The sequence below is a fragment of the Rhizobiaceae bacterium genome (assembly GCA_023953845.1).
GTDB lineage: Bacteria > Pseudomonadota > Alphaproteobacteria > Rhizobiales > Rhizobiaceae > Arvimicrobium.
The window spans coordinates 2,635,119-2,656,289 of record JAMLJC010000001.1; the positions used below are offsets into that span (position 1 = coordinate 2,635,119).

The 21,171-nt window shown below is 63.1% G+C and carries 17 protein-coding genes; 12 read left to right on the top strand and 5 right to left on the bottom strand.

All coding sequences use genetic code 11. The annotated features are described in order from the left end of the window. Nucleotides 1–4 precede the first annotated feature (4 nt). Together M9955_12755 and M9955_12760 are read left to right on the top strand one after the other, a co-directional pair. Nucleotides 5–3,118: an efflux RND transporter permease subunit gene (locus M9955_12755; GenBank protein MCO5082511.1), complete on the top strand. Its 3,114-nt coding sequence runs from the start codon at nucleotides 5–7 to the stop codon at nucleotides 3,116–3,118. Then, nucleotides 3,115–6,246: an efflux RND transporter permease subunit gene (locus M9955_12760; protein ID MCO5082512.1), complete on the top strand. Its 3,132-nt coding sequence runs from the start codon at nucleotides 3,115–3,117 to the stop codon at nucleotides 6,244–6,246. Before M9955_12755 ends, M9955_12760 begins: the two co-directional genes overlap by 4 nt. Nucleotides 6,247–6,263: 17 nt before the next feature. Here M9955_12760 and M9955_12765 read toward each other — a convergent pair whose 3' ends face one another. Continuing rightward, the gene (locus tag M9955_12765) at nucleotides 6,264–6,674 is read right to left on the bottom strand and encodes a VOC family protein (protein MCO5082513.1); all 411 of its coding nucleotides are present in this window, start codon (nucleotides 6,672–6,674) and stop codon (nucleotides 6,264–6,266) included. Nucleotides 6,675–6,831: 157 nt separating this feature from the next. Then, on the bottom strand, nucleotides 6,832–7,800 hold the full coding sequence (locus M9955_12770) for an alpha/beta hydrolase (GenBank protein MCO5082514.1): 969 nt from the start codon (nucleotides 7,798–7,800) through the stop codon (nucleotides 6,832–6,834). Between the two features lie 237 nt (nucleotides 7,801–8,037). Between M9955_12770 and M9955_12775 the strand changes: the two genes are divergently transcribed. The 7 genes from M9955_12775 to M9955_12805 all read left to right on the top strand — a co-directional run bounded on the left by M9955_12775 (nucleotide 8,038) and on the right by M9955_12805 (nucleotide 14,303). Further along, on the top strand, nucleotides 8,038–9,225 hold the full coding sequence (locus tag M9955_12775) for a sulfotransferase (protein ID MCO5082515.1): 1,188 nt from the start codon (nucleotides 8,038–8,040) through the stop codon (nucleotides 9,223–9,225). 109 nt (nucleotides 9,226–9,334) lie between these two features. Then, nucleotides 9,335–10,210, top strand: coding sequence for a Ku protein (locus M9955_12780; GenBank protein MCO5082516.1), 876 nt, complete (start codon nucleotides 9,335–9,337; stop codon nucleotides 10,208–10,210). A gap of 9 nt (nucleotides 10,211–10,219) precedes the next feature. Further along, a complete protein-coding gene (locus M9955_12785) occupies nucleotides 10,220–11,026 on the top strand; it encodes a Ku protein (protein MCO5082517.1) in 807 nt (268 codons plus the stop codon). 394 nt (nucleotides 11,027–11,420) lie between these two features. Then, nucleotides 11,421–11,993, top strand: a complete 573-nt coding sequence (locus tag M9955_12790; GenBank protein MCO5082518.1) for a hypothetical protein — start codon at nucleotides 11,421–11,423, stop codon at nucleotides 11,991–11,993. 351 nt (nucleotides 11,994–12,344) lie between these two features. Continuing rightward, nucleotides 12,345–12,779, top strand: a complete 435-nt coding sequence (locus tag M9955_12795) for a DUF4279 domain-containing protein (GenBank protein ID MCO5082519.1) — start codon at nucleotides 12,345–12,347, stop codon at nucleotides 12,777–12,779. A 733-nt stretch (nucleotides 12,780–13,512) separates the two neighbouring features. After that, the gene (locus M9955_12800) at nucleotides 13,513–13,986 is read left to right on the top strand and encodes a hypothetical protein (GenBank protein ID MCO5082520.1); all 474 of its coding nucleotides are present in this window, start codon (nucleotides 13,513–13,515) and stop codon (nucleotides 13,984–13,986) included. Then, nucleotides 13,983–14,303: a hypothetical protein gene (locus M9955_12805; GenBank protein MCO5082521.1), complete on the top strand. Its 321-nt coding sequence runs from the start codon at nucleotides 13,983–13,985 to the stop codon at nucleotides 14,301–14,303. Before M9955_12800 ends, M9955_12805 begins: the two co-directional genes overlap by 4 nt. A 418-nt stretch (nucleotides 14,304–14,721) precedes the next feature. On the opposite strand, the gene ligD is transcribed toward M9955_12805, so the two are convergent. Further along, on the bottom strand, nucleotides 14,722–17,355 hold the full coding sequence (gene ligD, locus M9955_12810; protein MCO5082522.1) for a DNA ligase D: 2,634 nt from the start codon (nucleotides 17,353–17,355) through the stop codon (nucleotides 14,722–14,724). Nucleotides 17,356–17,497: 142 nt separating this feature from the next. Here ligD and M9955_12815 point away from each other — a divergent pair, with 142 nt between their 5' ends. The 3 genes from M9955_12815 to M9955_12825 are packed head-to-tail and all read left to right on the top strand — an operon-like array spanning nucleotide 17,498 to nucleotide 19,769. Then, a complete protein-coding gene (locus M9955_12815) occupies nucleotides 17,498–17,878 on the top strand; it encodes a DUF2147 domain-containing protein (GenBank protein MCO5082523.1) in 381 nt (126 codons plus the stop codon). 8 nt (nucleotides 17,879–17,886) lie between these two features. Further along, nucleotides 17,887–19,365, top strand: coding sequence for a DNA photolyase family protein (locus M9955_12820; GenBank protein MCO5082524.1), 1,479 nt, complete (start codon nucleotides 17,887–17,889; stop codon nucleotides 19,363–19,365). After that, nucleotides 19,362–19,769: a DUF2177 family protein gene (locus M9955_12825; protein MCO5082525.1), complete on the top strand. Its 408-nt coding sequence runs from the start codon at nucleotides 19,362–19,364 to the stop codon at nucleotides 19,767–19,769. Before M9955_12820 ends, M9955_12825 begins: the two co-directional genes overlap by 4 nt. A gap of 35 nt (nucleotides 19,770–19,804) precedes the next feature. On the opposite strand, the gene M9955_12830 is transcribed toward M9955_12825, so the two are convergent. Next, entirely contained in the window at nucleotides 19,805–20,458 is a 654-nt protein-coding gene (locus M9955_12830; protein MCO5082526.1) for a ChrR family anti-sigma-E factor, read from the bottom strand. Then, nucleotides 20,455–21,033, bottom strand: a complete 579-nt coding sequence (locus M9955_12835; GenBank protein MCO5082527.1) for a sigma-70 family RNA polymerase sigma factor — start codon at nucleotides 21,031–21,033, stop codon at nucleotides 20,455–20,457. The genes M9955_12830 and M9955_12835 overlap by 4 nt, the downstream gene beginning before the upstream one ends. Between the last annotated feature and the right edge of the window lie 138 nt (nucleotides 21,034–21,171).

Sequence of the window (21,171 nt, forward strand, 5' to 3'; positions counted from 1 at the left end):
GCCGTTGAACATGTCCGCGCCCTTCATCAGCCGGCCGATCGCGACGTCACTGCTGACCTTCGGCATTCTCCTGCTCGGCGTGCTCGGCTATCGGTTGCTGCCGGTCGCGGCCCTGCCGGCCGTCGATTTTCCCACCATCGAGGTCATCACGACGCTCCCCGGCGCCAGCCCGGAAGTGGTTGCCTCCTCGGTCACCGCGCCTCTGGAAAGCGAGGTCGGGCAGATTCCCGGCCTGCTGACGATGAGTTCGGTGAGTTCCTTCGGCCGCAGCACGATCACACTGCGCTTCTCGCTCAACCGCAACATCGATTCTGCCGCGCAGGACGTGCAGTCGGCGATCAGCGCAGCCACTGGCCTGCTTCCGAAGGATCTGCCCAGTCCTCCCACCTACAGCAAGATCAACCCCGCCGACGCGCCGATCGCCGTGCTTGCCCTGACGTCGGAAGCGCTGCCGCTCTACAAGGTGCATGACTTCGCCTCGACCGTGCTGGTGCCGAAGCTGTCGCAGCTCGACGGCGTCGGCCTCGCCTCCATCGAAGGCGGCCAGAAGCGCGCGGTGCGCATCCAGATCCTGCCCGGCGCGCTGGCGGCCCTCGGCATCGGCCTGGAGGACGTGCGCGCGGCGATCCAGGCGATCAACGTCAACGCGCCGAAGGGCAACATCGACGGCAAGCGCCAGTCCTATTCGATCGCCGCCAACGACCAGCTTCTCTCGGCGGAATTGTACGCCGACGCGATCCTCACCTATCGCGACGGCGCGCCGATCCGCCTGCGCGACATCGGCACCGCCGTGGACGGGGTCGAGGACGCCCGCCTTGCCGGCTGGTACGGCGACAAGCCGGCCATCCTCGTCGAGATACGCCGCCAGCCGGGCTCCAACATCATCGAGACGGTCGATCGCGTGAACGACATTCTGCCTTCGCTGCGGTCGGCCCTTCCGCCGGCGATCCGGCTCGACATGCTGAGCGACCGCACCGAGACGATCCGCGCCTCGGTGCACGAGGTGCAGTTCACCTTTGTCCTGACCATCGCGCTCGTCGTGGCGGTGATCTTCGTCTACATCCGCGACGTGCTCGCGACCGTCATCCCGAGCGTCGTCCTGCCGCTGTCGCTGGTGACGACCTTCGGCGTCATGTATCTTTGCGGCTACAGCCTGAACAATCTCTCGCTGATGGCGCTGACGATCGCGGCCGGCTTCGTCGTCGACGACGCCATCATCATGATCGAGAACATCGCGCGACACCGGGAGCGCGGCCTGCCGCCTGTCCAGGCGGCGCTCAAGGGCGCCAGCGAGATCGGCTTCACCGTTGTCTCCCTGACGGTCTCGCTGGTCGCAGTGTTCCTGCCGCTGCTCCTGATGGGCGGCGTCGTCGGCCGCCTGTTCCGCGAATTCGCCGTGACGCTCAGCGTCGCGGTCATCATCTCGGCGATCATCTCGCTCACGCTGACGCCGATGATGTGCGCCCAGCTCATGACCGACGGCAAGCGCCGCGGCACGCAGCTGATGCCGTGGCTGGACAGCTTCTTCGACGTCCAGTACCGCTTCTACGAACGCACGCTCGCGGTCACGCTCCGCCACCCGGCGATGATGCTGATGCTGACGCTCGCCGCCCTTGCGACGACCGTCTACCTCTACGTCGTGATGCCGAAGGGTTTTCTGCCGCAGCAGGACACCGGCATCATCATCGGTGTTACCGACGCCTCCGCCGACATGTCCTTCCAGGGTATGGTGGACCGGCAGCGCAGGATCGTCGACATCGTCGGCCGCGATCCGGACATCGCTAGCGTCGCCAGCTTCGTCGGCGCGGGCACCGTCAACTCCACCCCCAACAGCGGTCAGCTCTCGATCACGCTGAAGCCGCGCGACGAGCGTTCCGCCAGCGCCGACGAGGTGATACGCCGCCTGCGCGAGGCGACCCGGTCGCTGCCGGACGTCACGCTGTTCGCCCAGACCGTGCAGGACATCCAGCTCGATCCGCATGTCAGCCGCACGCAGTATCAATACGTGCTGCAGGACACGGATTTCGAGGAGCTGACGGTCTGGGTGCCGCAGCTTGTCGCCGCGCTGAGCAAGCGGCACGAACTGCGCGACGTCGCCTCCGACCTCCAGTCGGGCGGTTTGCAGACGAGCCTGACCATCAACCGCGACAAGGCGGCGATCCTCGGCGTCTCGGTCGAGGCGATCGACGACCTGCTCTACAATGCCTTCGGCCAGCGGCAGATCTCCACGATCTTCACGCAGCTCGACCAGTACCGCGTCATCCTCGAGGTCGATCCGCGCTACCAGACCGACCAGTCGGCGCTGGACGCGCTCTTCGTCAAGAGTTCCGCCGGTCGTCTCGTGCCGCTCAGCGCGCTGGTCGACATCCGCAACGACACCGCGCCGCTGTCGATCAACCGGCTCGGGCGCTTCCCGGTGGTGACGATCTCCTTCAACCTGGCGCCCGATGTCTCGCTCGGGCAGGCGGTCGACGCCATTGCGGACGCGGAGCGGGACATCGGCCTGCCGCCGGCGATCGCCACCAGCTTCGCCGGCACCGCCGCCGAGTTCCAGTCGTCGCTGCAGGACCTGCCTGTCCTCATCATCGCGGCGATCGTGGTGATGTATATCGTGCTCGGCGTGCTCTACGAGAGCTACATCCACCCGATCACCATCCTGTCGACGCTGCCTTCGGCCGGCGTCGGCGCGCTGCTGGCGCTCTACTGGTTGGGCTATGAGTTGAACATCCTGTCGATTATCGGCCTCATCCTGCTCATCGGCATCGTCAAGAAGAACGCGATCATGATGATCAACTTCGCCCTCGACGCGGAGCGCAACGAGGGCATGACCGTCGAGCGGTCGATCCATCAGGCCTGCCTGCTGCGCTTCCGCCCGATCATGATGACGACGATGGCCGCCATCTTCGGCGCGCTGCCGCTGGCGCTCGGCGGCGGCTCGGGTTCCGAGTTGCGCAATCCGATGGGCGTCGCCATTGTCGGCGGCCTCGTCCTGTCGCAGTTCCTGACGCTCTACAGCACCCCGGTCGTCTATATCCTGCTGAGCCGCCTGCGGCGGTGGGACCGCCGCCCCGCGCGGCAGGTCGCGGGCGTGCCAAAGCCCGGCCTGCCGCCGGCATGAGCGTCATCGACTTCACCGTCCGCCGCGTCGTCGCCTGCACGCTGGTGGCGGCGGGCATCTTCCTGCTCGGCTGCGTCGCCTATTCGCGCATGGTCGTCGCCTCGTTCCCGGCCATCGACCTTCCCACCATCGTCATCACCGCCGCCCTGCCGGGCGCCGATCCGGAGACGATGGCCTCCACAGTCGCGACGCCGCTCGAAAGGCGGCTCGGCAGGCTGGCGGGCGTGACCGAGATATCCTCGATCAACGGTTCCGGCCTCACCCAGATCAACGTCCAGTTCAATCTCAGCCGGGACATGGACGGCGCGGCGGTGGACGTGCAGTCCGCCATCAGCGCCGCCTCCAGCGAACTGCCGAAGGAAATGCCGTCGGCGCCGATCTACCGCAAGTTCAACCCGGTCGTGGCGCCGATCGTGCTGATCGCCGTCACCTCCGACACGCTGCCGCTGTCGACCCTCTACACCTATGCCGACACGGTGATCCGGCAGCGCCTTTCCGAAGTGGACGGCGTCGCCTCCGTCTCCATCCAGGGCGCGTCGAAGCCGGCCATCCGCATCGACGTCAACTCCGAGGCAATGGCGGCGATGGGGCTGGGCATCGCCGACGTCCAGTCCGCCGTCGCTGCGAACAGCCAGTTGCGGCCGGTCGGCAATCTCAGCGGCCCGCGCCAGTGGTCGAGCCTCGCCATCGACGACCAGTTGAGCACGGCGGAGGATTACCGATCCCTCATCGTGCGCGTGGCGGACGGCGTGCCGGTCCGCCTGCGGGACTTCGCCACCGTCGAGGAGGATATCTCCAACGACCGCATCGACGGCCGTTTCAACGGGCGGCAGGCGCTGTTCGTCTTCGTCCAGCGCAAGGCCGGCGCCAACATCGTCGAGACCGTCGAGGCGGTGAAGGAGAAGTTGCCGGGCATCGAGCGCTGGCTGCCGTCCACGGTCGACCTCACCATGGTCATTGACCGCGCCGACGAGATCCAGGACACGCTGAACGAGGTCAAGGAGCTGTTCATCCTCACCTGCGTGCTGGTGGTCATCCTCGTCCTGATCTTCCTGCGCGATCCGCGCGCCACGATCATTGCCGGCATATCGATCCCGCTTTCGCTGGCCGGCACGTTCATCGTCATGCAGCTTTGCGGCTACAGCCTCGACCTCATTTCGCTGGTGGCGCTGATGCTCGCCATCGGCTTCGTCGTGGACGACGCCATCGTCATTCTCGAAAACATCGTGCGGCTGCGCGAGGAAGGCCACAGCGGCGAGGAGGTGGCGCGGGAAGGCGCGAAGCAGCTCAGCTTCACCGTGATTTCCATCACGCTGTCGCTGATCGCCGCCTTCGCGCCGTTCTTCTTCTTCCCGGGCGTCATCGGCGCGCTGCTGAGGGAATTCGCCGTCACCATCTGCACGGCCATCGCGGTGTCGGCGGTGATCTCGCTGACGCTCACGCCGGCGCTCGCGGCCCGGTTCCTCAGCGATGCGCGGGAGTCGTCCCCGTCAAGGCTGGCGATACTTGCCGAGCGTGGCTTTGCCGGCATGCAGCGGCTCTATATCCGCAGCCTGCGGAGCATCCTCCGCTACCAGAAATCGATGCTGGCGTTCACTTTCGCGCTGACCGTCGCCACCTTCTGGATGTTCGGCGTGGTGCCCAAGGGTTTTCTGCCGCCCCAGGATTCCGGCACCATCATCGGCCGCGTCGAAGGCGCGCCCGACGTCTCCTTCGAGACGATGAGCGGCCAGATGCGGGCAGTCGCGGAACGGCTCCGGGCCGATCCCGCCGTCAACACGGTCAGCACGCTGATCGGGGGGAGCGGTCCGAACGGCGTCAGAACCGGACATTTCTTCGCCACGCTTCTGCCGGTCGGCACGCGCGACAATGTCGCGCAGGTCATCGCGCGGCTGCGGGATTCCGTGGCGAGCCTGCCGGGAACCAGCGTCTACATGGTGCCGATCGAGGACGTGAATGTCGGAGCCCGCGAAGGCAAGGGCGAGTACCAGTACACGCTTCTCGGCGACAACTGGCCCATTCTGGAAAAAGCCGCCGCCGATCTGCTCGCCAGGCTGCGCACGCTGCCGGAATTGCGCGACGTCAGCTCCGACCACGACGCGCGCGGCCTGCGCGTACAGCTCGACATCGACCGCGACAAGGCGGCAAAGCTCGGCGTGTCTCCGGCTGCGGTCGATCAGGCGCTTTACGCGGCGTTCGGTCAAGGTCAGATCGGCATCATCTATGACGAAACCGAGCAGCGGCAGGTCATACTCGGCATCGAGACGTTCGGCCGCGCCGAGCTCGACAGCCTGGACCGCATCTACGTCAAGGCGCTGGACGGCTCGCAGATACCGCTGCGCGCCATCGCGGCGGAGACGCAGGGGCCGGCGGCGATCACCATTCCGCATCATGGCGAGTTCCCGTCCGTCACCTTCGCCTTCAACCTTGCGCCCGACTCCTCGCTCGGCACCGCCGTCGGCGCCATCAACACGCTGGTCAGCCGCGCCGGCCTGCCGGAAGGCGTTCGCGGCAGCTTCGCCGGCAAGGCCGGTGAATTCCAGCAGTTCTCCGGCCTTGAAGGCATCCTTCTGGTCGGCGCGCTCGTCGCCATCTACATCGTGCTCGGCGTGCTCTACGAAAGCTATCTGCATCCGTTCACGATCCTGTCCACGCTGCCGTCGGCGGGATTGGGAGCCTTGATTGCGCTCTGGATCGGCGGCCTCGACCTCTCGCTCTTCGGCTTCATCGGCATCATCCTGCTCATCGGCATCGTCAAGAAAAACGCCATCCTCGTGGTGGACGTGGCGCTGAAAACCAGCCGCACCGATCACGTGGACCCGTTCGAGGCCGTCATTCACGCTTGCGAACTGCGCCTGCGCCCGATCCTCATGACGAACGCCATCGCGATCTTCAGCGCCTTGCCGTTGCTTTTCGCCTCGGGCGCGAGCGCGGCCGTCCGCCAGCCGCTGGGCGCGAGCGTGGTCGGCGGGCTCATCCTTTCGCAGTTGCTGACGCTCTATTCGACGCCCGCGATCTACTTGCTGATGGACCGGCTCGGAAAACGCATCGCGCGGCTGCGTCGCAGGCGGGGCGACGTTGCGGAGTCTGGAACGTTTCCGGTTAGAACCGTTTCCGGCCAACCATGAAAGGCTCCAAGGTTTGATCACTCTGCCGGAGCGGCTTCGATCAGTTCGACCAGCGTCAGCGTCGATGAGATCATGAAGATGATGCGCCGCATGCCGAAGGCGCGGGCCGGCGCCGGCGGCGCCACGGGCGTGAATTTTCGCTGCTTGAAGGCTTCGACGGCCGCGTCGAAATCCCTGACTTCATAGGCGGTATGGTAGAACTTGCTGCCGCGCCGCAGCACGCCTTGCACCGGCGAATCGGGCGTTGCCGGCTCGATCAGTTCAAAGCGCGGCCCGCCGCCCACGAAGAATTGCAGCCGCACCTTCTGGATCGGGTCCTCGAACACCTCGCCTTCGGCCCGGTAGCCGAGCGCCGCGAGATCCTCCACCTCGGAGGAGATCCGCGCGCAGGCGATGCCGATGTGGTGAAACTGCAATCCGTCGATCAAGGAAAGGCCCCGTGGCGTGACTAAGGTCGACGATCGCAGCGCGGGGAGCACGGCGACCGGGTTGTACAGCAGAGTTATGAGTTAGCCTGGCTTTCGTCAACGGGCAGGGTGGCGAAGACGAGATGTCGGAGCTATTCCGGCAAAGCGCGCAGCGTCTCTACACCATCGAATGCGTGTGGCGTGCGAAGAATGCGTCGACGGCCTCGAACATCCGGCTTCGATGGATGTCGCGTTCCTGCGGCAGGTCGTGCAGGGCATCGTCGATCGCGACGAATTCAGCGCCCGGCAGGCGTTTCGCATAGGCCGCGATCGCCGGGGTCGAGACGATCTCGTCCTTTGCTGCCCCGATGAAGAGGGTCGGCGTGCGGAATGCCGCGCGAAAGCTGTCCTTGTTGACCGCGTCTACCGCCCCTACCACGCTTCGCAGATAGCCGATCGTCGGGCCTCCGATGGCGAGATGCGGGAAGTTTTCCGCGAGTTCTTCCGTGCGCTCGAAGCGGGTGCGATCGCCCGTCAGCCTGTTTCCCTCGAATGGTCGCCTCCGCCGCCGGCCGTTCGAGGTATAGAGCGAGCCGAGCCCCGCTGTGGAAAGGATGCCGGCGGCAAGCTTGGCTGCTTTCAGGCCCATCGTCGGCTGCATGAGCACCGGCGCGACATGCGCCATGGCCAGCAGGCGGTGCCGCAGCGCGGGCTCGGCAAGCAGGCCGGCCAGCGCCCCCGCCGAATGGCCGAACATATGGAAGGGACCGCTCAGGCGACGGGCGACGATCCCGTCCATGAACGCCGCGAGATCCTTCACATAATCGTCGAAACTGCGGACAAAATGCTTCTGCGGGTGGTCGAGACCGCGTTGCGAGCCGCCCTGGCCACGCAGGTCCGGCATTGCGACGTCGTAGCCGAGGCCGGTGAACGTGCCGATCGCCTCGTAGTATTTTTCGATGAAGGAAAGACGGCCCGCCAGAATGAGGACCGTGCCCCGGCATGGGCTCCTGGACGTGGGGAAAAGCCCGTAGCGGAGCCGCGTTCCGTCCGGCGCGGAAAAGTATCCGCCTTCCGCGCCTGCGGGAATCGGGTTGTAAGGGGTGTCGCCAAGTATCGGACCTGTCGCCGCCTCGTCGGATTCCATCGAAAGCACCTCGCGGGACGGTATCGAATTCCGGCTCCGATGCGGACCGGAACCCGAGCCATGCCGTCATACCCGCTGCTTCCGCGCGCCATGACACCATTGCGAACGCCTCTGTTGGACGCCGTGATCCGCATCGTCAAGACGTCGGAGGGCGCGGATGACACGATCCGGCCGCATCGTGACGGCCGGCCAGTTGACGCGCCCTCATCCGGCGTGCACCGCTTGCCGTCATGAACGTTGCGTGTCCTGCCTGAAGCCGTGATCCAGCCCGCGCATCAGAACGAGTTGCCGGAAGCGGGCGGCAAGCCCCGCAGGCAGCGGCAATGGATGCCGAAATTCTGGAACGGCATGACCGTCTCGGCATGGCTGCGGCTGCTCGTGAAGAACCGTTTCCGGCTCGGCTGGCAGTATTGGTACATGGTGCCGGCGGTAACGGCCTACGGCCTGTTCCACTCCCTCACGCGCATCGAGCAATGGCTGCTCGCCGGCCACCGGATCAGGAACAGGCTCGACCATCCGCCGCTTTTCGTGCTCGGGCACTGGCGCACGGGCACGACCCTCTTGCATGAGCTTCTGGTGCTCGACCAGCGGCATACCAGCCCCAACACCTATGAGTGCTTCGCGCCGGCGCATTTCATGCTGACGGAAGGGACCGGCGTTCCGCTCCTTTCGTTCCTCGTGCCGTCGCGGCGTCCGATGGACAACATGCCGGCCGGGTGGAGACGGCCGCAGGAAGACGAGTTCGCCCTCTGCAATCTCGGCCTGCCGTCGCCCTATCTCACCATCGCCTTTCCGAACGAGCCGCCGCAGAACCCCGAATATCTGACGCTGGAAGATGTGCCGTCAGATGATCTGCGGCGCTGGAAGCGCACTTTCCTCCGCTTCCTCGTGGAAGTCGAGTGCATGGCGCGCAGGCGAAAGCGGGTGGTGCTCAAGTCGCCTCCCCACACGGCCCGCGTCAAGGTGCTGCTGGAGATGTTCCCCGACGCGAAGTTCGTCCATATCGTCCGCGATCCATTCGTCGTGTTTCCGTCGACCGTTCATTTATGGAAGACGCTCTATGCGAGGCAGGGTCTGCAAAAACCGATCTTTGCCGGGCTCGAAGACTACGTGTTCGACAATCTGGACAGGATGTATGCCCGCTTCGAGCAGGATCGCGCGCTGATCCCCGCCGGAAACCTGACCGAACTCCGCTACGAGGATCTTGTCGCCGATCCGCTCGGCGCGATGCGGCGTGTCTACGAGGAACTGAACCTCGGCGGGTTCGATGCCGTCCGTCCGGCGCTCGAAACCTTCCTCGACGGTGCGCGCGGCTACGAGACCAACAGATATGCCGAGCTTTCGCAGGACCTGCGACGGCGCATCGGGGAGCGCTGGCGTTCCTATGCCGAGACGTACGGATACACACCCGCCGAAACGGATTGAACAGTGTTCAACGGAGGCTGAACACTGTTCAAAAGACGCCGTTCACCTCTGCGTCCGGAACTTTCAAGGGTTCGCCGCCGTTGTCTTCCGTTGCACGGAGGGTCGCGCCATGGTTGCCGCGAGGGCGAACTGGAAGGGGTTCATCAAGCTCGGAGAACTGGCCTGCTCGGTCGGGCTCTACACGGCCGTCTCGTCTTCCGAGCGCATCAGCTTCAACACCGTCAACCGCAAGACCGGCAACCGCGTCCAGCGCGAATTCGTGGACAGCGAGACCGGAGATATCGTCGAGCGCGAGGATCAGGTGAAAGGCTACGAGACGGAGAACGGCGCTTACGTCGTGCTCGAGCCCGAAGAGGTCGCGGCGGCGATTCCCGAGAGCGACAAAACGCTGTCGATCGAGGCGTTTATCCCCTGCGGGGAGATCGACGACGTCTATTTCGACAAGCCCTATTATCTGGTGCCGGACAAGCAGGGGGCGGAAGCGTTTTTCCTCATCCGCGACGGGATGAAGAAAGCGGGAGTTGCCGCGCTCGCCCGAACCGTGCTGTTCCGGCGATTGCGCACGGTGCTGCTGAGACCGCAGGGCAGGGGCCTCGTCGCCAGCACGCTGAATTTCGATTACGAGGTACGCTCGTCGGAGGAGGCGTTCGAGGACGTGCCGGATCTGAAGATCAAGGGCGAGATGCTCGATTTGGCCAAGCACATCATCGGCACCAAGGCCGGCGCGTTCGATCCGAAATCCTTCGACGACCGCTACGAGACGGCGGTGACCGAACTGGTGAAGGCCAAGATCGAGGGGCGCAAGATCCCGAAGAAGAAGGCGGCGAAGCCGAAGGTGCCGAAGGACCTGCTGCAGGCACTGCGCGAAAGCGCCGAGATGACGGGCGGTGCCGATTCCCGGCGCAAGCGCGGCACGGCGAAGTCCGCCGCCGCCAAATCGTCCCGGAGCGCTCCGCGCGACACGCGCCAGCGTCGAGCCGGCTAGGGGCCCGCCATGGCGCTGCATCCTTACTGGAAGGGCTATCTGAAGCTTTCGCTGGTGACCTGCCCGGTCGAGATGACGCCGGCGACGTCGGAGAGCGAGAAGGTGCGCTTCCACACGCTGAACCGCGAGACGCACAACCGCGTGCAGAGCCGCTATGTGGATTCCGTCACCGGCCGCGAGGTGGCGCAGGAGCAGCAGGCGAAGGGCTATCCGCGCGGCGAGGGCGAATACCTGATCCTGGAGGACGACGAACTCGAGAACGTCGCGCTGGAAAGCACGCGGACCATCGATATCGACGTCTTCGCCGAACGCGATTCCATCGACTGGATCTGGCTCGACACGCCCTATTATCTCGTCCCGAGCGACGAGGTGGGGGAAGAGGCTTTCGCCGTGATCCGCGACGCAATGGCCGCCGAGCGCCGGGTGGGCATCTCCCGGCTGGTGATCACGCGGCGCGAGCGCGCGGTGATGCTGGAGCCGCGCGGCAAGGGCATCGTGCTGTGGACCCTGCGCTTCGGCGACGAGGTGCGCGACGCCGACAGCTATTTCGAGGGGCTGGAGGAGGGCAGGGCGGATGCCGGGACGATGCCGCTCATCCAGCAACTCATCAAGAAGCGGACGCGGCACTGGAGCGCGGAACTCGTCCGCGATCCGGTACAGGAAAAGCTGCTCGACATCATCGAGGCGAAACGGAAGAAGACGGGCAAGCCGAAACGCGAGAAGCGCGCGGAGACGCCGCAGCCCAGCAACGTCATCAACATCATGGACGCGCTGAAGAAATCGGTTGCGGCGGAAAGCCGGCGCGGCAAGCGCTGATTGGAAATAAATTCGCCTACGGATAGCTGCGCACCATTCAGCCAGCCTCGACTACCGCTTCCCTGGACAGTGGTTCCAGCTCGAAACCGGCCTCCACTACAACTGGCACAGGCACTTCGACCCCTCGATCGGTCGTTACCTCCAGCCTGACCCTCTCGGCATGCCAGACGGCCCATCACGATACGCTTACGTCACAAACTCACCACTGATGTTTACTGATCCGGAGGGGCTACAGAGCAAGCGATCGATCCCCTTTACATGTGAGGTATGTGGGGCTCCCCATGGCGGAGTTAATTGCAAAGAGATATGTTACCAGTGCTGGGACAAGGGATTTCGACCTCAGGAGATATTGCCCCCTGTTAAGAAGTAAAAGATAGCGGATATCGATCTAGATATGGGTTATGTCGCCACCGAGATATGTGATGAAACTGGTTCGTGGCTCACGGATTTCGCCATTGATTACCAATTAGTTAAAGCTAATGAAGGAGATATTATATTTTTGTCGAGCGAGGATGAGAAGCAAAGATACGGGCTAGATAACTATCCAATTGAAAATAAGAGAGTTTTAATTCGAAAGCTATCGATGATAGAACAATCAGTTTCCTACATGGTTCACACGAACAGAGAATTAATATTAATGCTTCAGGGAAGAAAACCTTTTGCGGTGTTTTTTTCAATTAGGGGAGAGAATTATAACGTTTTTAACGGTCAGAATTTTTACAAGTATAAAAAATTAATAAAGTATAAAAAAGTTCAGATAGAAGATAAAATCTATCATTTCAAATATTTAGAAAAAGAGTATTGGAGGATATCAGCATTTATTCTTGTTGAGAAAATTCGATCTTACCTCGGAAATTCTGTTAGCCTTGAAGCTGCCGAGGGAGAATTATTGGGGTATTCAAGAGAAGAGAATATTCAATTTATTAATAATTTTTATATGAGATATGTAGTGCAGCAGGGGAATTGACGCTCATTCGTAATGCGGTGCGATCGAGCAGGTCTGCACAGCCCCCAATGCGCTCACTCCGCCTGCCGACCTCATCCTGTGGACGGCCTACACGCCGTTCGGGCCGCGTCTGGCGACCGCTTTCGCCAACGACCTGCGCGAGGGTCACGAATACGACCTCGACGGCCGCATCACCTCCTATGTGGTCGAGGATTCCGCGCTCGGCCAGGACATCGTCCGGCGCACGCTGACAACGATAGGGTACGCTAATGCCCGGCAAAATGTTTGGGGTGAGAACCCAGACGGATCATGGACGAACCATGGTCCCGCCGGAGACTATACAGGTTCTGGAAGGCCTGGAGGGAGAGATAGATGGCGGTGAAGGATCGCAACATCGGAGAGATTTTTTTCACTATCCAACTAAGCTTTACGCATTCACATATTGGAGTCGATGAGCTTACTCGTAGGATTGGAATAGAGCCAGACAGGGCATGGAACGTAGGAGAAGAGCGAACAACACCAGTCGGCAGACGGATATCTGGTGTATTTGATAAAACCTATTGGTCAGTGTCGAGGACCGTATTTGGAAAGCGCCATTTTTTTAACGAAGTTCTCTTTGAGCTGGATAAACTGGGAAACATTGATTTCTTTAGATGGTTTCGCCAAAATGGAGGAGAGGCATCTGTAATAATTGGCCTCTCTGGCGCGGAGAATATCGGTGATGTAATCAAGCCAGAGAACCTAAATCGGCTTGCCGAATTGGGTTTCTCGTTAGGAATAGAGGTCTTTCCTAATCTTGCGCCTTAAATCATAGTCTTAGCCTAATTTCCTCGCGCTCCTTCCAGTCGGATGCCGCCGGCAACGTCACGGACGACGATCTCGTCTCGCCCGCCACGACGAAAGACTACACCTACAACGCCGCCGGCCAGCTCGCCTCGGCCTCGGTCAACAGCACCGCCGCAGGCGCCTACGTCTACGACTACCTGTCGCGCCTCGTCGAGCGCGCCGCCAATGCCGTCACGTTCCACCGTGTCCACGATCTCGACGGCAACGTCATTGCCGAATACGACGACATCGGCGCGCTGCTCACCGAATATATCTGGGTCGACGGCCGCCCCGTCGCCACGATCGCCGATGCCGGCACCACGCCAACCCTCTACTACGTGCTGACCGACCACCTCGAGCGGCCCATCATGATGGTCGACGAGTTCCGCGACCCCGTCTGGCAGGCCTCGTACCTGCCCTTCGGCGAAGCCCGCACCCTCGCCGGCTCGACTATCGCTTCCCTGGACAGTGGTTCCAGCTCGAAACCGGCCTCCACTACAACTGGCACAGACACTTCGATCCCTCGATCGGTCGTTACCTCCAGCTTGACCCTCTCGGCATGCCAGACGGCCCATCACGATACGCCTACGTCACAAACTCACCACTCATGTATGTCGATCCAAGCGGACGAGCATATGCGCCCTGCTACTCTCAACCCATTGGCTCTCCCAAGAGTTGTGATCCCTTTGGAGGAGGTATTGGTGGAGCCGGCGGTATGGCCGCAGGCGGTGGCGCCATCGGTATCGGCGCGATCCGCAAGGGAATTTGGGATTGGTTATTCGGTGGACCGGGCGCACTCAACAACGATGCCGCAGACAATGGCGATGGCCAGGCACAGCCAGGTGATGGTACTGGTACTGGAGCAGGCGATGATGCAGGGGGCTACTCCGAAAGCGGAAACGAAGGGGGCGGCGCAGCTCAAGACGGCGGCGATCCAGACGAAGAAGAACATAAACCGGGCATTAGGCGCATACACGGCGAGGACGCGCTCAAATCTGGAAACAAATCAAGTTACGACTATTGGAGTCGAAAATCGACTGAGGAGATTGTCGAATCGCTCCGACCGGGGAGTGAGGAACCGTTGACGGTCAAGCCTGATGGACGTATTTTTCAAGGCAATACGCGGACTCTTATTTTAGAAGAGCGAGTATATGACATTAATTCACTTCCAAGAGAAATAATACCATGATGGAAGAACAGTGGGCTTCGGAGTTGAACCGATTTCGAAAAAAGCAAATTGAGGAAAAATATTTATGGATTAGTGTACTAATTCACCAGATTTCTATGCTAGCAAGAGATACTTACGAGGTTGGCTCGATCGGAGTCAAAGATCCAGAAAAGCTTCGCAGATTTAATGAGCTTGTACATCGCGTTGCTACCTTTCAAAAAGAGATTGCGTCCGGTAAAAAGGATGGAATTCCAGACCAGGCAATTTTCGCGATGGTTGAAGATGAACTTGGAAAATTAGGCGTAAGGACGGATTTCCTTCTTGGCAGACTTCCATAAACGCCTCTGTTGTGCCTGGCGACCGCTTTCGCCAACGACCTGCGCGAGGGTCGCGAATATGACCTCGACGGCCGCATCACCTCCTATGCGGTCGAGGATTCCGCGCCCGGAGATGGGTGGGAGTGGAAAGGTAGACCGGGCTCCCAACCCGGGGTGAAATTTATGAGTTTGAACTTCAATAATATTGATTAGTTCATATATTTATCTATAGTGGAACGGAATAATATTTAGATAATTGGAGAGAAAGACATAAAATCTCAGTTGAGGAAGTGATAGTTTGGATGTGGCGTCTTTGTTCACCCTGCGTAGTGACAGCAATTTTACTTACCGGTTGCAGCGCCACGCCGACAAAGGATCTTTTTTCAGACCTTGTAGATGGCATGCATACGCAGAGCTCTCCCACCGCCATGATCGTGCTCTACCCCAGCCGCTTGATCGCCGCCGTCAGTGGCCGTTCGCCGTCGTCATAGCCGCTCCACGGTTTTGCCTTTTCGAGCAGGGCCGCCGCCGTGCGCAGCGTGAATCGCTTCGGATCGAGGTCCTTCTTCACCTGATCCCACTCGAGCGGCATCGAGACCGTGGCGCCCGGCCGCGCGCGCGGCGAGAGCGGCGCGACCGCCGTCGATTTGGTGTCGTTGCGCAGATAGTCGAGGAAGATGCGGCCGCCGCGCAGCGCCTTGGTCATCCTGGTCAGGTAGCGATCCGGCCGGTCTTCCGCCATCGCCATGCAGACTTCGTGGGCGAATGCCTTGGCGGCCGGCCAGTCCGGCGTCTTGCGTTTCTCGTCCGCCAGCGGCGTCACCACATGCAGGCCCTTGCCGCCGGTCGTCTTGCAGAAGGCGACGAGCCCCAGCGCTTCCAGCCGCTCGCGCATTTCGAGAGCCGCCTCGACGACACTGGAAAACGCGACGTTCTCGCCCGGATCGAGATCGAAGACGAGGCGTCCCGGCACGTCGGGCCTGTCGGGCCGGCAGTTCCACGGATGCAGTTCGAGGCCGCCCGATTGCGCGATCGCCGCCAGCCCTTCCAGACGGTCCACCTGCAGATAGGGCTTCTTGTCGCCGCTGATCTTCACCTGGCTGATGAGGTTCGACGCGCCGGGCATGGCGTGCCGCTGGAAGAACTTTTCGCCGTCGATGCCGTCCGGCGCGCGCAGGATGGAGCAGGGCCGTCCCTTGATATGCGGCAGCATCCATGCGCCGATCGTCTCGAAATAGCGGGCAAGGTCCTCCTTCGTCACCGGTTCGCCGTCGCCCGCATCCGGCCATAGCGGCTTGTCGGGATTGGAGAGAAGAACACCCATCACCTTCGCCTTCGCGCCTCGCCGGTCGGCCGGTTTCGCCGTCTTCCGCACCGGTTCCGCCGCCTCGACATTTTCGGGCTCCGCGGGCTCTTCCGCCTGCACTTCGCGCGCCGGCTTGTCCTCGCGAAGACCTTTGTAGGAAGCCTGCCTCACGATGCCGCCCGTCGTCCAGCCCTCGAATTCGATCTCGGCCACGAGTTCCGGCTTCACCCAGTGCACGCCTGCCGCCTTTTTGGGCGCGCCGATGCCGGTGAAGGGAGATTTTTCCGCCTCCAGCGCCTTCAGTCTGGGGAAAAGCACATCAACCTTCGCCTTCCCGTAGCCGGTGCCGACACGGCCGACATAGACGAAGTGCCTGCCGCGATTGACGCCGACCAGCAGCGAGCGGAATTTTCCGGCGGTGGTCGAATAGCCGCCGATCACCACTTCCTCGCCGCCGCGGCATTTCGATTTCACCCATGTATCGGTGCGCCCCGACACATAGGGAGCGTCGGCGCGCTTCGACACGATGCCTTCCAGCGAAAGGCGGCAGGCGGAACGCAGCACGGCGTCGCCGCCGGTCTCGAAATGGTCGGTGAAGCGGATATGCGGGTTCTCGCCCGCCGCATCCATGAGTTGCTTCAGCCGGCTTTTCCGCTCGGTCAGCGGCAAGGAGCGCAGATCCTCGCCGCCGTCGAACATCAGATCGAAGGCGAAATAGACGAGGTCGCCGGTATCGCCCTCGGACAGCGCGGCCTGCAACGCCGCGAAATCCGGCGCGCCGTTCTGGTCGAGCGCGCAGATTTCGCCGTCGATAACGGCATCCGGGAGGCTTTCGGCGGCCTCCGCGATGCGCGGGAAACGCGCCGTCCAGTCGAGGCCCTTCCGCGTCTTCAACGTCGCCGCGCCGTCCGCGACCCGCATCTGGACGCGGTAGCCGTCGAACTTGATCTCGTGCACCCAGCCCTTTGCGTCCGGGGGCCGGGCGACGCGCTGGCAAAGCTGCGGCGCGATGAAATCCGGCATGTCGGACGCCTTGCCGTTTCGGGAAGTCTTCCGTGCCGCGCGCTTCGGCGCGCCGCGCTCGCGTTCATCGGCGGCGAGGCCGCTGTTGCTGTCCCACACGGCGTCGGCCGTGACGGCCGCGCTGTCCAGCATGAAGGGTTTTGGCTTGCGGCCCTTGCCGGCGGCGATCTCCTCCATCTTCCGGCCCGAGGCGACCGAGGTCGCATTCTTCTGCAATACGGCCTCGCCGTTCTTCTCCACGGCGAATTCGTCCCGATGCTTGATCAGCAGCCAGTTGGTGCGCTTGCCGCCGTCGCGGTCGTTCGCCATGCGCACCAGCACGAAGCTGCCCTTCAGACGCTTGCCGTCCAGCGTGAATTTGAGGTCGCCCTTGGCCAGGGCCTTTTCCGGCGTGTCGCGGCCTTCCGGCTCCCAGAAGCCGCGATCCCAGAGCATCACCGTGCCGCCGCCATACTGGCCCTTGGGGATGGTGCCTTCGAAATCGCCGTAGTCGAGCGGGTGGTCCTCCACCTCGACGGCGAGGCGCTTGTCATGCGGATCGAGCGAGGGGCCGCGCGTCACCGCCCATGACTTGAACACGCCGTCGAGTTCGAGCCGCAGATCGTAATGCAGCCGGGTCGCGTCGTGCTTCTGGATGACGAAGCGCAATCGATTGGAACGCTTGACGTCGGCGGCGCCGCTCGGCTCCTGCGTCTTCTCGAAATCGCGTTTGGACCTGTAGCGCTCAAGGCTGTCGTTCTGCATCGATCTCGGACTCGCACACTGCCGGACCAAGGAGAATGCCCGCAACGGCGAGATGTTCCGGCAACCGCCGCCGCCGGCGCAGGCTGTTGTGATCCGCGGGCGGCTCCGATGCGTAGACGTAGCAGGTATCGAGGAATGTTCCATGCCGTGCAGGAGATGGATTCTGCTTGTTTTGTGCCTTGGCTTTTCCGGCACTGCTTCGACGCAGCCGCTCGATCCGCTCGGCGTGTGGGCACGTTCCGACGGCAATGCGCGGGTGCGGATCACGCGCTGCGGCGTCTCGTTTTGCGCAACGAATGTCTGGATCGGCGATACAAGCCGTGGCGAGGAGGTGGGCGACATGCTGATCATGACGCTGAAGCCGCAATCGGGCTCGACGCTGGCCGGTAAGGCCTATGATCCTAAACGCAAACTCACCTATTCGATGACGCTGCGCATCGCCAGGGACAGGCTGACGTCGCGCGGCTGTATCGCGGGTGGCCTTGTCTGCAGGAATGTGAGCTGGACGCCGGCGAAACCCTGAGAGGCGGGATGGGAAGCGACGCCCCTGCCATAATTCTTTTCAGGCGCGATCTTCGCGTGGCGGACAATCGCGCCCTTGCTGCGGCCGTCGGCACGGGCAGGCCGGCGCTGCCGCTTTTCGTGCTGGACGAGGAGATTGCCGGCGCAAGACCGTCCGGCGCGGCCAGTCGATGGTGGCTCCACCAGTCGCTCGCCGCGCTGGGAGAGAGGCTGGGCGTCCTCGGCTCGGGATTGGTGATCGGGCGCGGCGAAACGGCCAAGGTGCTCGCCGGGGTGATCGACCGGTCGGGCGCCGGCGCGGTCTTCTGGAACAGGCGCTATCATCCTGCCGAGGCTGCCGTCGACGCCGCGCTGAAGAAGTCGCTGCGCGCCCGCGGACTGATCGCAGAGAGCTTTGACGGCATGCTGCTGCACGAACCGTCTCTCGTGAAAACCCGTTCCGGCGGTTTCTACAAGGTCTACACGCCGTTCTGGAAGGCACTCGCCGCCGGTTCCGAGCCGCGCGATCCGGTGGACGCGCCGGACTCGATCAGCGGCTGCAGCGCGCGCGTCGCCTCCGTGCCGCTGGAAGAATTGAAGCTCCTGCCGCGCAAGCCGGACTGGTCGGACGGTCTGGCCGAACGCTGGACACCCGGCGAGGAGGGCGGACGCAGGGCGCTCGCCGGCTTTCTGCGCCACCGCATCGAAGACTACGCCGAGGCCCGCGACCTTCCTGGCAGACCGGGCACATCGATGCTCTCGCCGCATCTCGCCTTCGGCGAAATCACGCCGTTTCAGGTGATGGCCGCGCTGACGCGCAGCCGGATGGCCGACCGGAACCCGGCGGATGCCGAGCGCTTCCGCAAGGAGATCGTCTGGCGCGAGTTCAGCTATCATCTGCTGTTCCATAATCCGGATTTCCACCGCGAGAATTTCCGGCGCGAATTCGACGGACTCGAATGGCGCAGGGATGCCGAAGAACTCCGCCGCTGGCAGCGCGGCCTGACCGGTTATCCCATCGTCGACGCCGGCATGCGCGAATTGTGGCGGACGGGCTGGATGCATAACCGCGTGCGCATGATCGTCGCGTCGTTCCTCGTCAAGCATCTGGGTATCGACTGGCGCGAGGGCGAGGCGTGGTTCTGGGACACGCTGGTCGATGCCGACGCGGCCAACAACCCGGTGAACTGGCAGTGGGTGGCGGGAACTGGCGCGGACGCCGCGCCCTATTTCCGCATCTTCAATCCCGTGCTTCAGGGAGAGAAATTCGATCCGTCGGGCGATTATGTACGCCGCTATGTGCCGGAGCTGGAGAAGGTCCCGGACCGCTACATCCACCGGCCGTGGGATGCGCCGGCAAGGGTGCTTGCGGACAGCGGCGTCAGCCTGGGCGACATCTATCCGCGCCCGATCGTGGACCATGATGCCGCCCGCCGGCGGGCACTGGCTGCCTTCGCCGCCATCCGTGGCGGCGGCAACGATGACGAAACGGGGAGAACCAAGCGATGAAATATGCAATCGCCTATGTCAGCACGATGGCCGTTTTCCTCGCGATCGATGGCGTGTGGCTCACGGCCATGGCCTCGCGCCTCTACCGGCGGCATATCGGCGATCTGCTGGCGGACGCCTTCAATCCCGCTCCGGCGGTGCTTTTCTATCTGATCTATGCCGTTGGCATCGTCGTCTTCGCCGTCGTTCCGGCACTGGGCAACGGCCGGTGGGTGACTGCGCTCACTCATGGCGCCCTGCTGGGCTTCGTCGCCTACGCGGCCTACGATCTGACGAACCACGCCACGCTTCGTGGCTGGCCGGTCGTCATCACCGTCATCGACATCTGCTGGGGCACGCTCCTGACGGCGGTGGCGGCTGCGGCAGGCTTTCTCGTCGCGCGTTATTTTTTCCCGGAAGGCTGATCGCGTTTCCTGTCGACGCCAAGCGCAATCGCGGCTCACCCCCCGATGAACGGCTGAAGCATGCGGCCGAAGAAGCCGCGCAGCCGCATGTTGCCCTCCAGCGCGGCGATGCAGATGCATTCGCCATCCCTGTCCACGACCGGCTGATGCTCGACCTCGGCATCGGCCTCGTCCATGTCGCCCGGCATGTAGCGCCCGCGCTCGTCCGTAAAGGAGCCAGTCAGCACCTGCGTGTATTCGCGCCCGGAATGCGTGTGCTCGGGCAGCTTCCGTCCGGCCGCGACCTTGAGCAGCATCACGTTCGCATTCGGATCACCGGGCACGCTTACCCGGCTCCAGCGGATGCCCGGTCCGATCCAGCGCCATGGCCCGACGCCACATCCGTCCAGCGCTTCCGGCAGCCTGATACCGAGCCCGGCGCGCGGCGGAACGGCGGCCGCACCGCCACCGGGGCGCATGTCGGGGGAATCGATCCGGCGCATCGCCGTGTCGAAGGCGTCCTCGGCCATTTCGGCCGGTGCGGTTGCCTCGAGAACGGCCCCCCCCGCCGCCTCCAGTTCGGCGACGCGCGCGGCGCAGGCGGCGCAGCCGCCGACATGCACGGCGACGACGATGCGGGGGCCGGCTTCCAGCATGCCGGTTGCGAAACGAAGAAGCGTCTCGTCGCCGGGGTGATGGGTCACATTCATTTCAGGTCTTCCAGAATCTGGCGAAGGCGGCCGAAGGCCAGCCTCACGCGCGATTTCACGGTGCCGAGCGGTATCCCCAGCTCGCTGGCGATTTCCGATTGCGGCTTCTCGCCGAAGAACGACAGCCTGACGACTTCCGCCTGATCGTGAGGAAGCATCGCCAGCGCGCGCCTGACACGCTCCTCCCGCTCCGCTGTCAGCATGATAGCTTCGCCCGTTTCCGGCGCTTCCGGCTCCTCGGATGGGTCGGGCGTGGCCGGCAGCGCGAGCGGCCGGCTCTCGCGGCGGAGACGATCGATGCGCAGATTGCGCGCGATCGTGAAGATCCATGTCGACACGCCGGCCTTGCCCGCGTCGAAATACGCCGCCTTGCGCCAGACTGCGAGCATCGTTTCCTGCGCGAGTTCCTCGGCCGCCGGAGCCGGCATTCCGCCCTTCATCATGAAGGCCTTCACACGCGGCGCATAGAAACCGAACAGGGCCGCGAAGGCCGTCCGGTCCTGCGTGGCGGCGACCGCCCGTAGAAGGCGTGCGCTCTCGGCGGGTGAGAGCACGCTTTCCGGCGCACGCATCATCGCCGCCATGAAACCCTCCGGCCGGAAGGTCGCGGCAACGACATGATCGATGGACAGGCGTGCGGACGCATTCATGCTCCCAGTACGCAAATCGCCTTGAACCGGATCACAGGCCCGGCACCGGATCGCTGGCCGGAC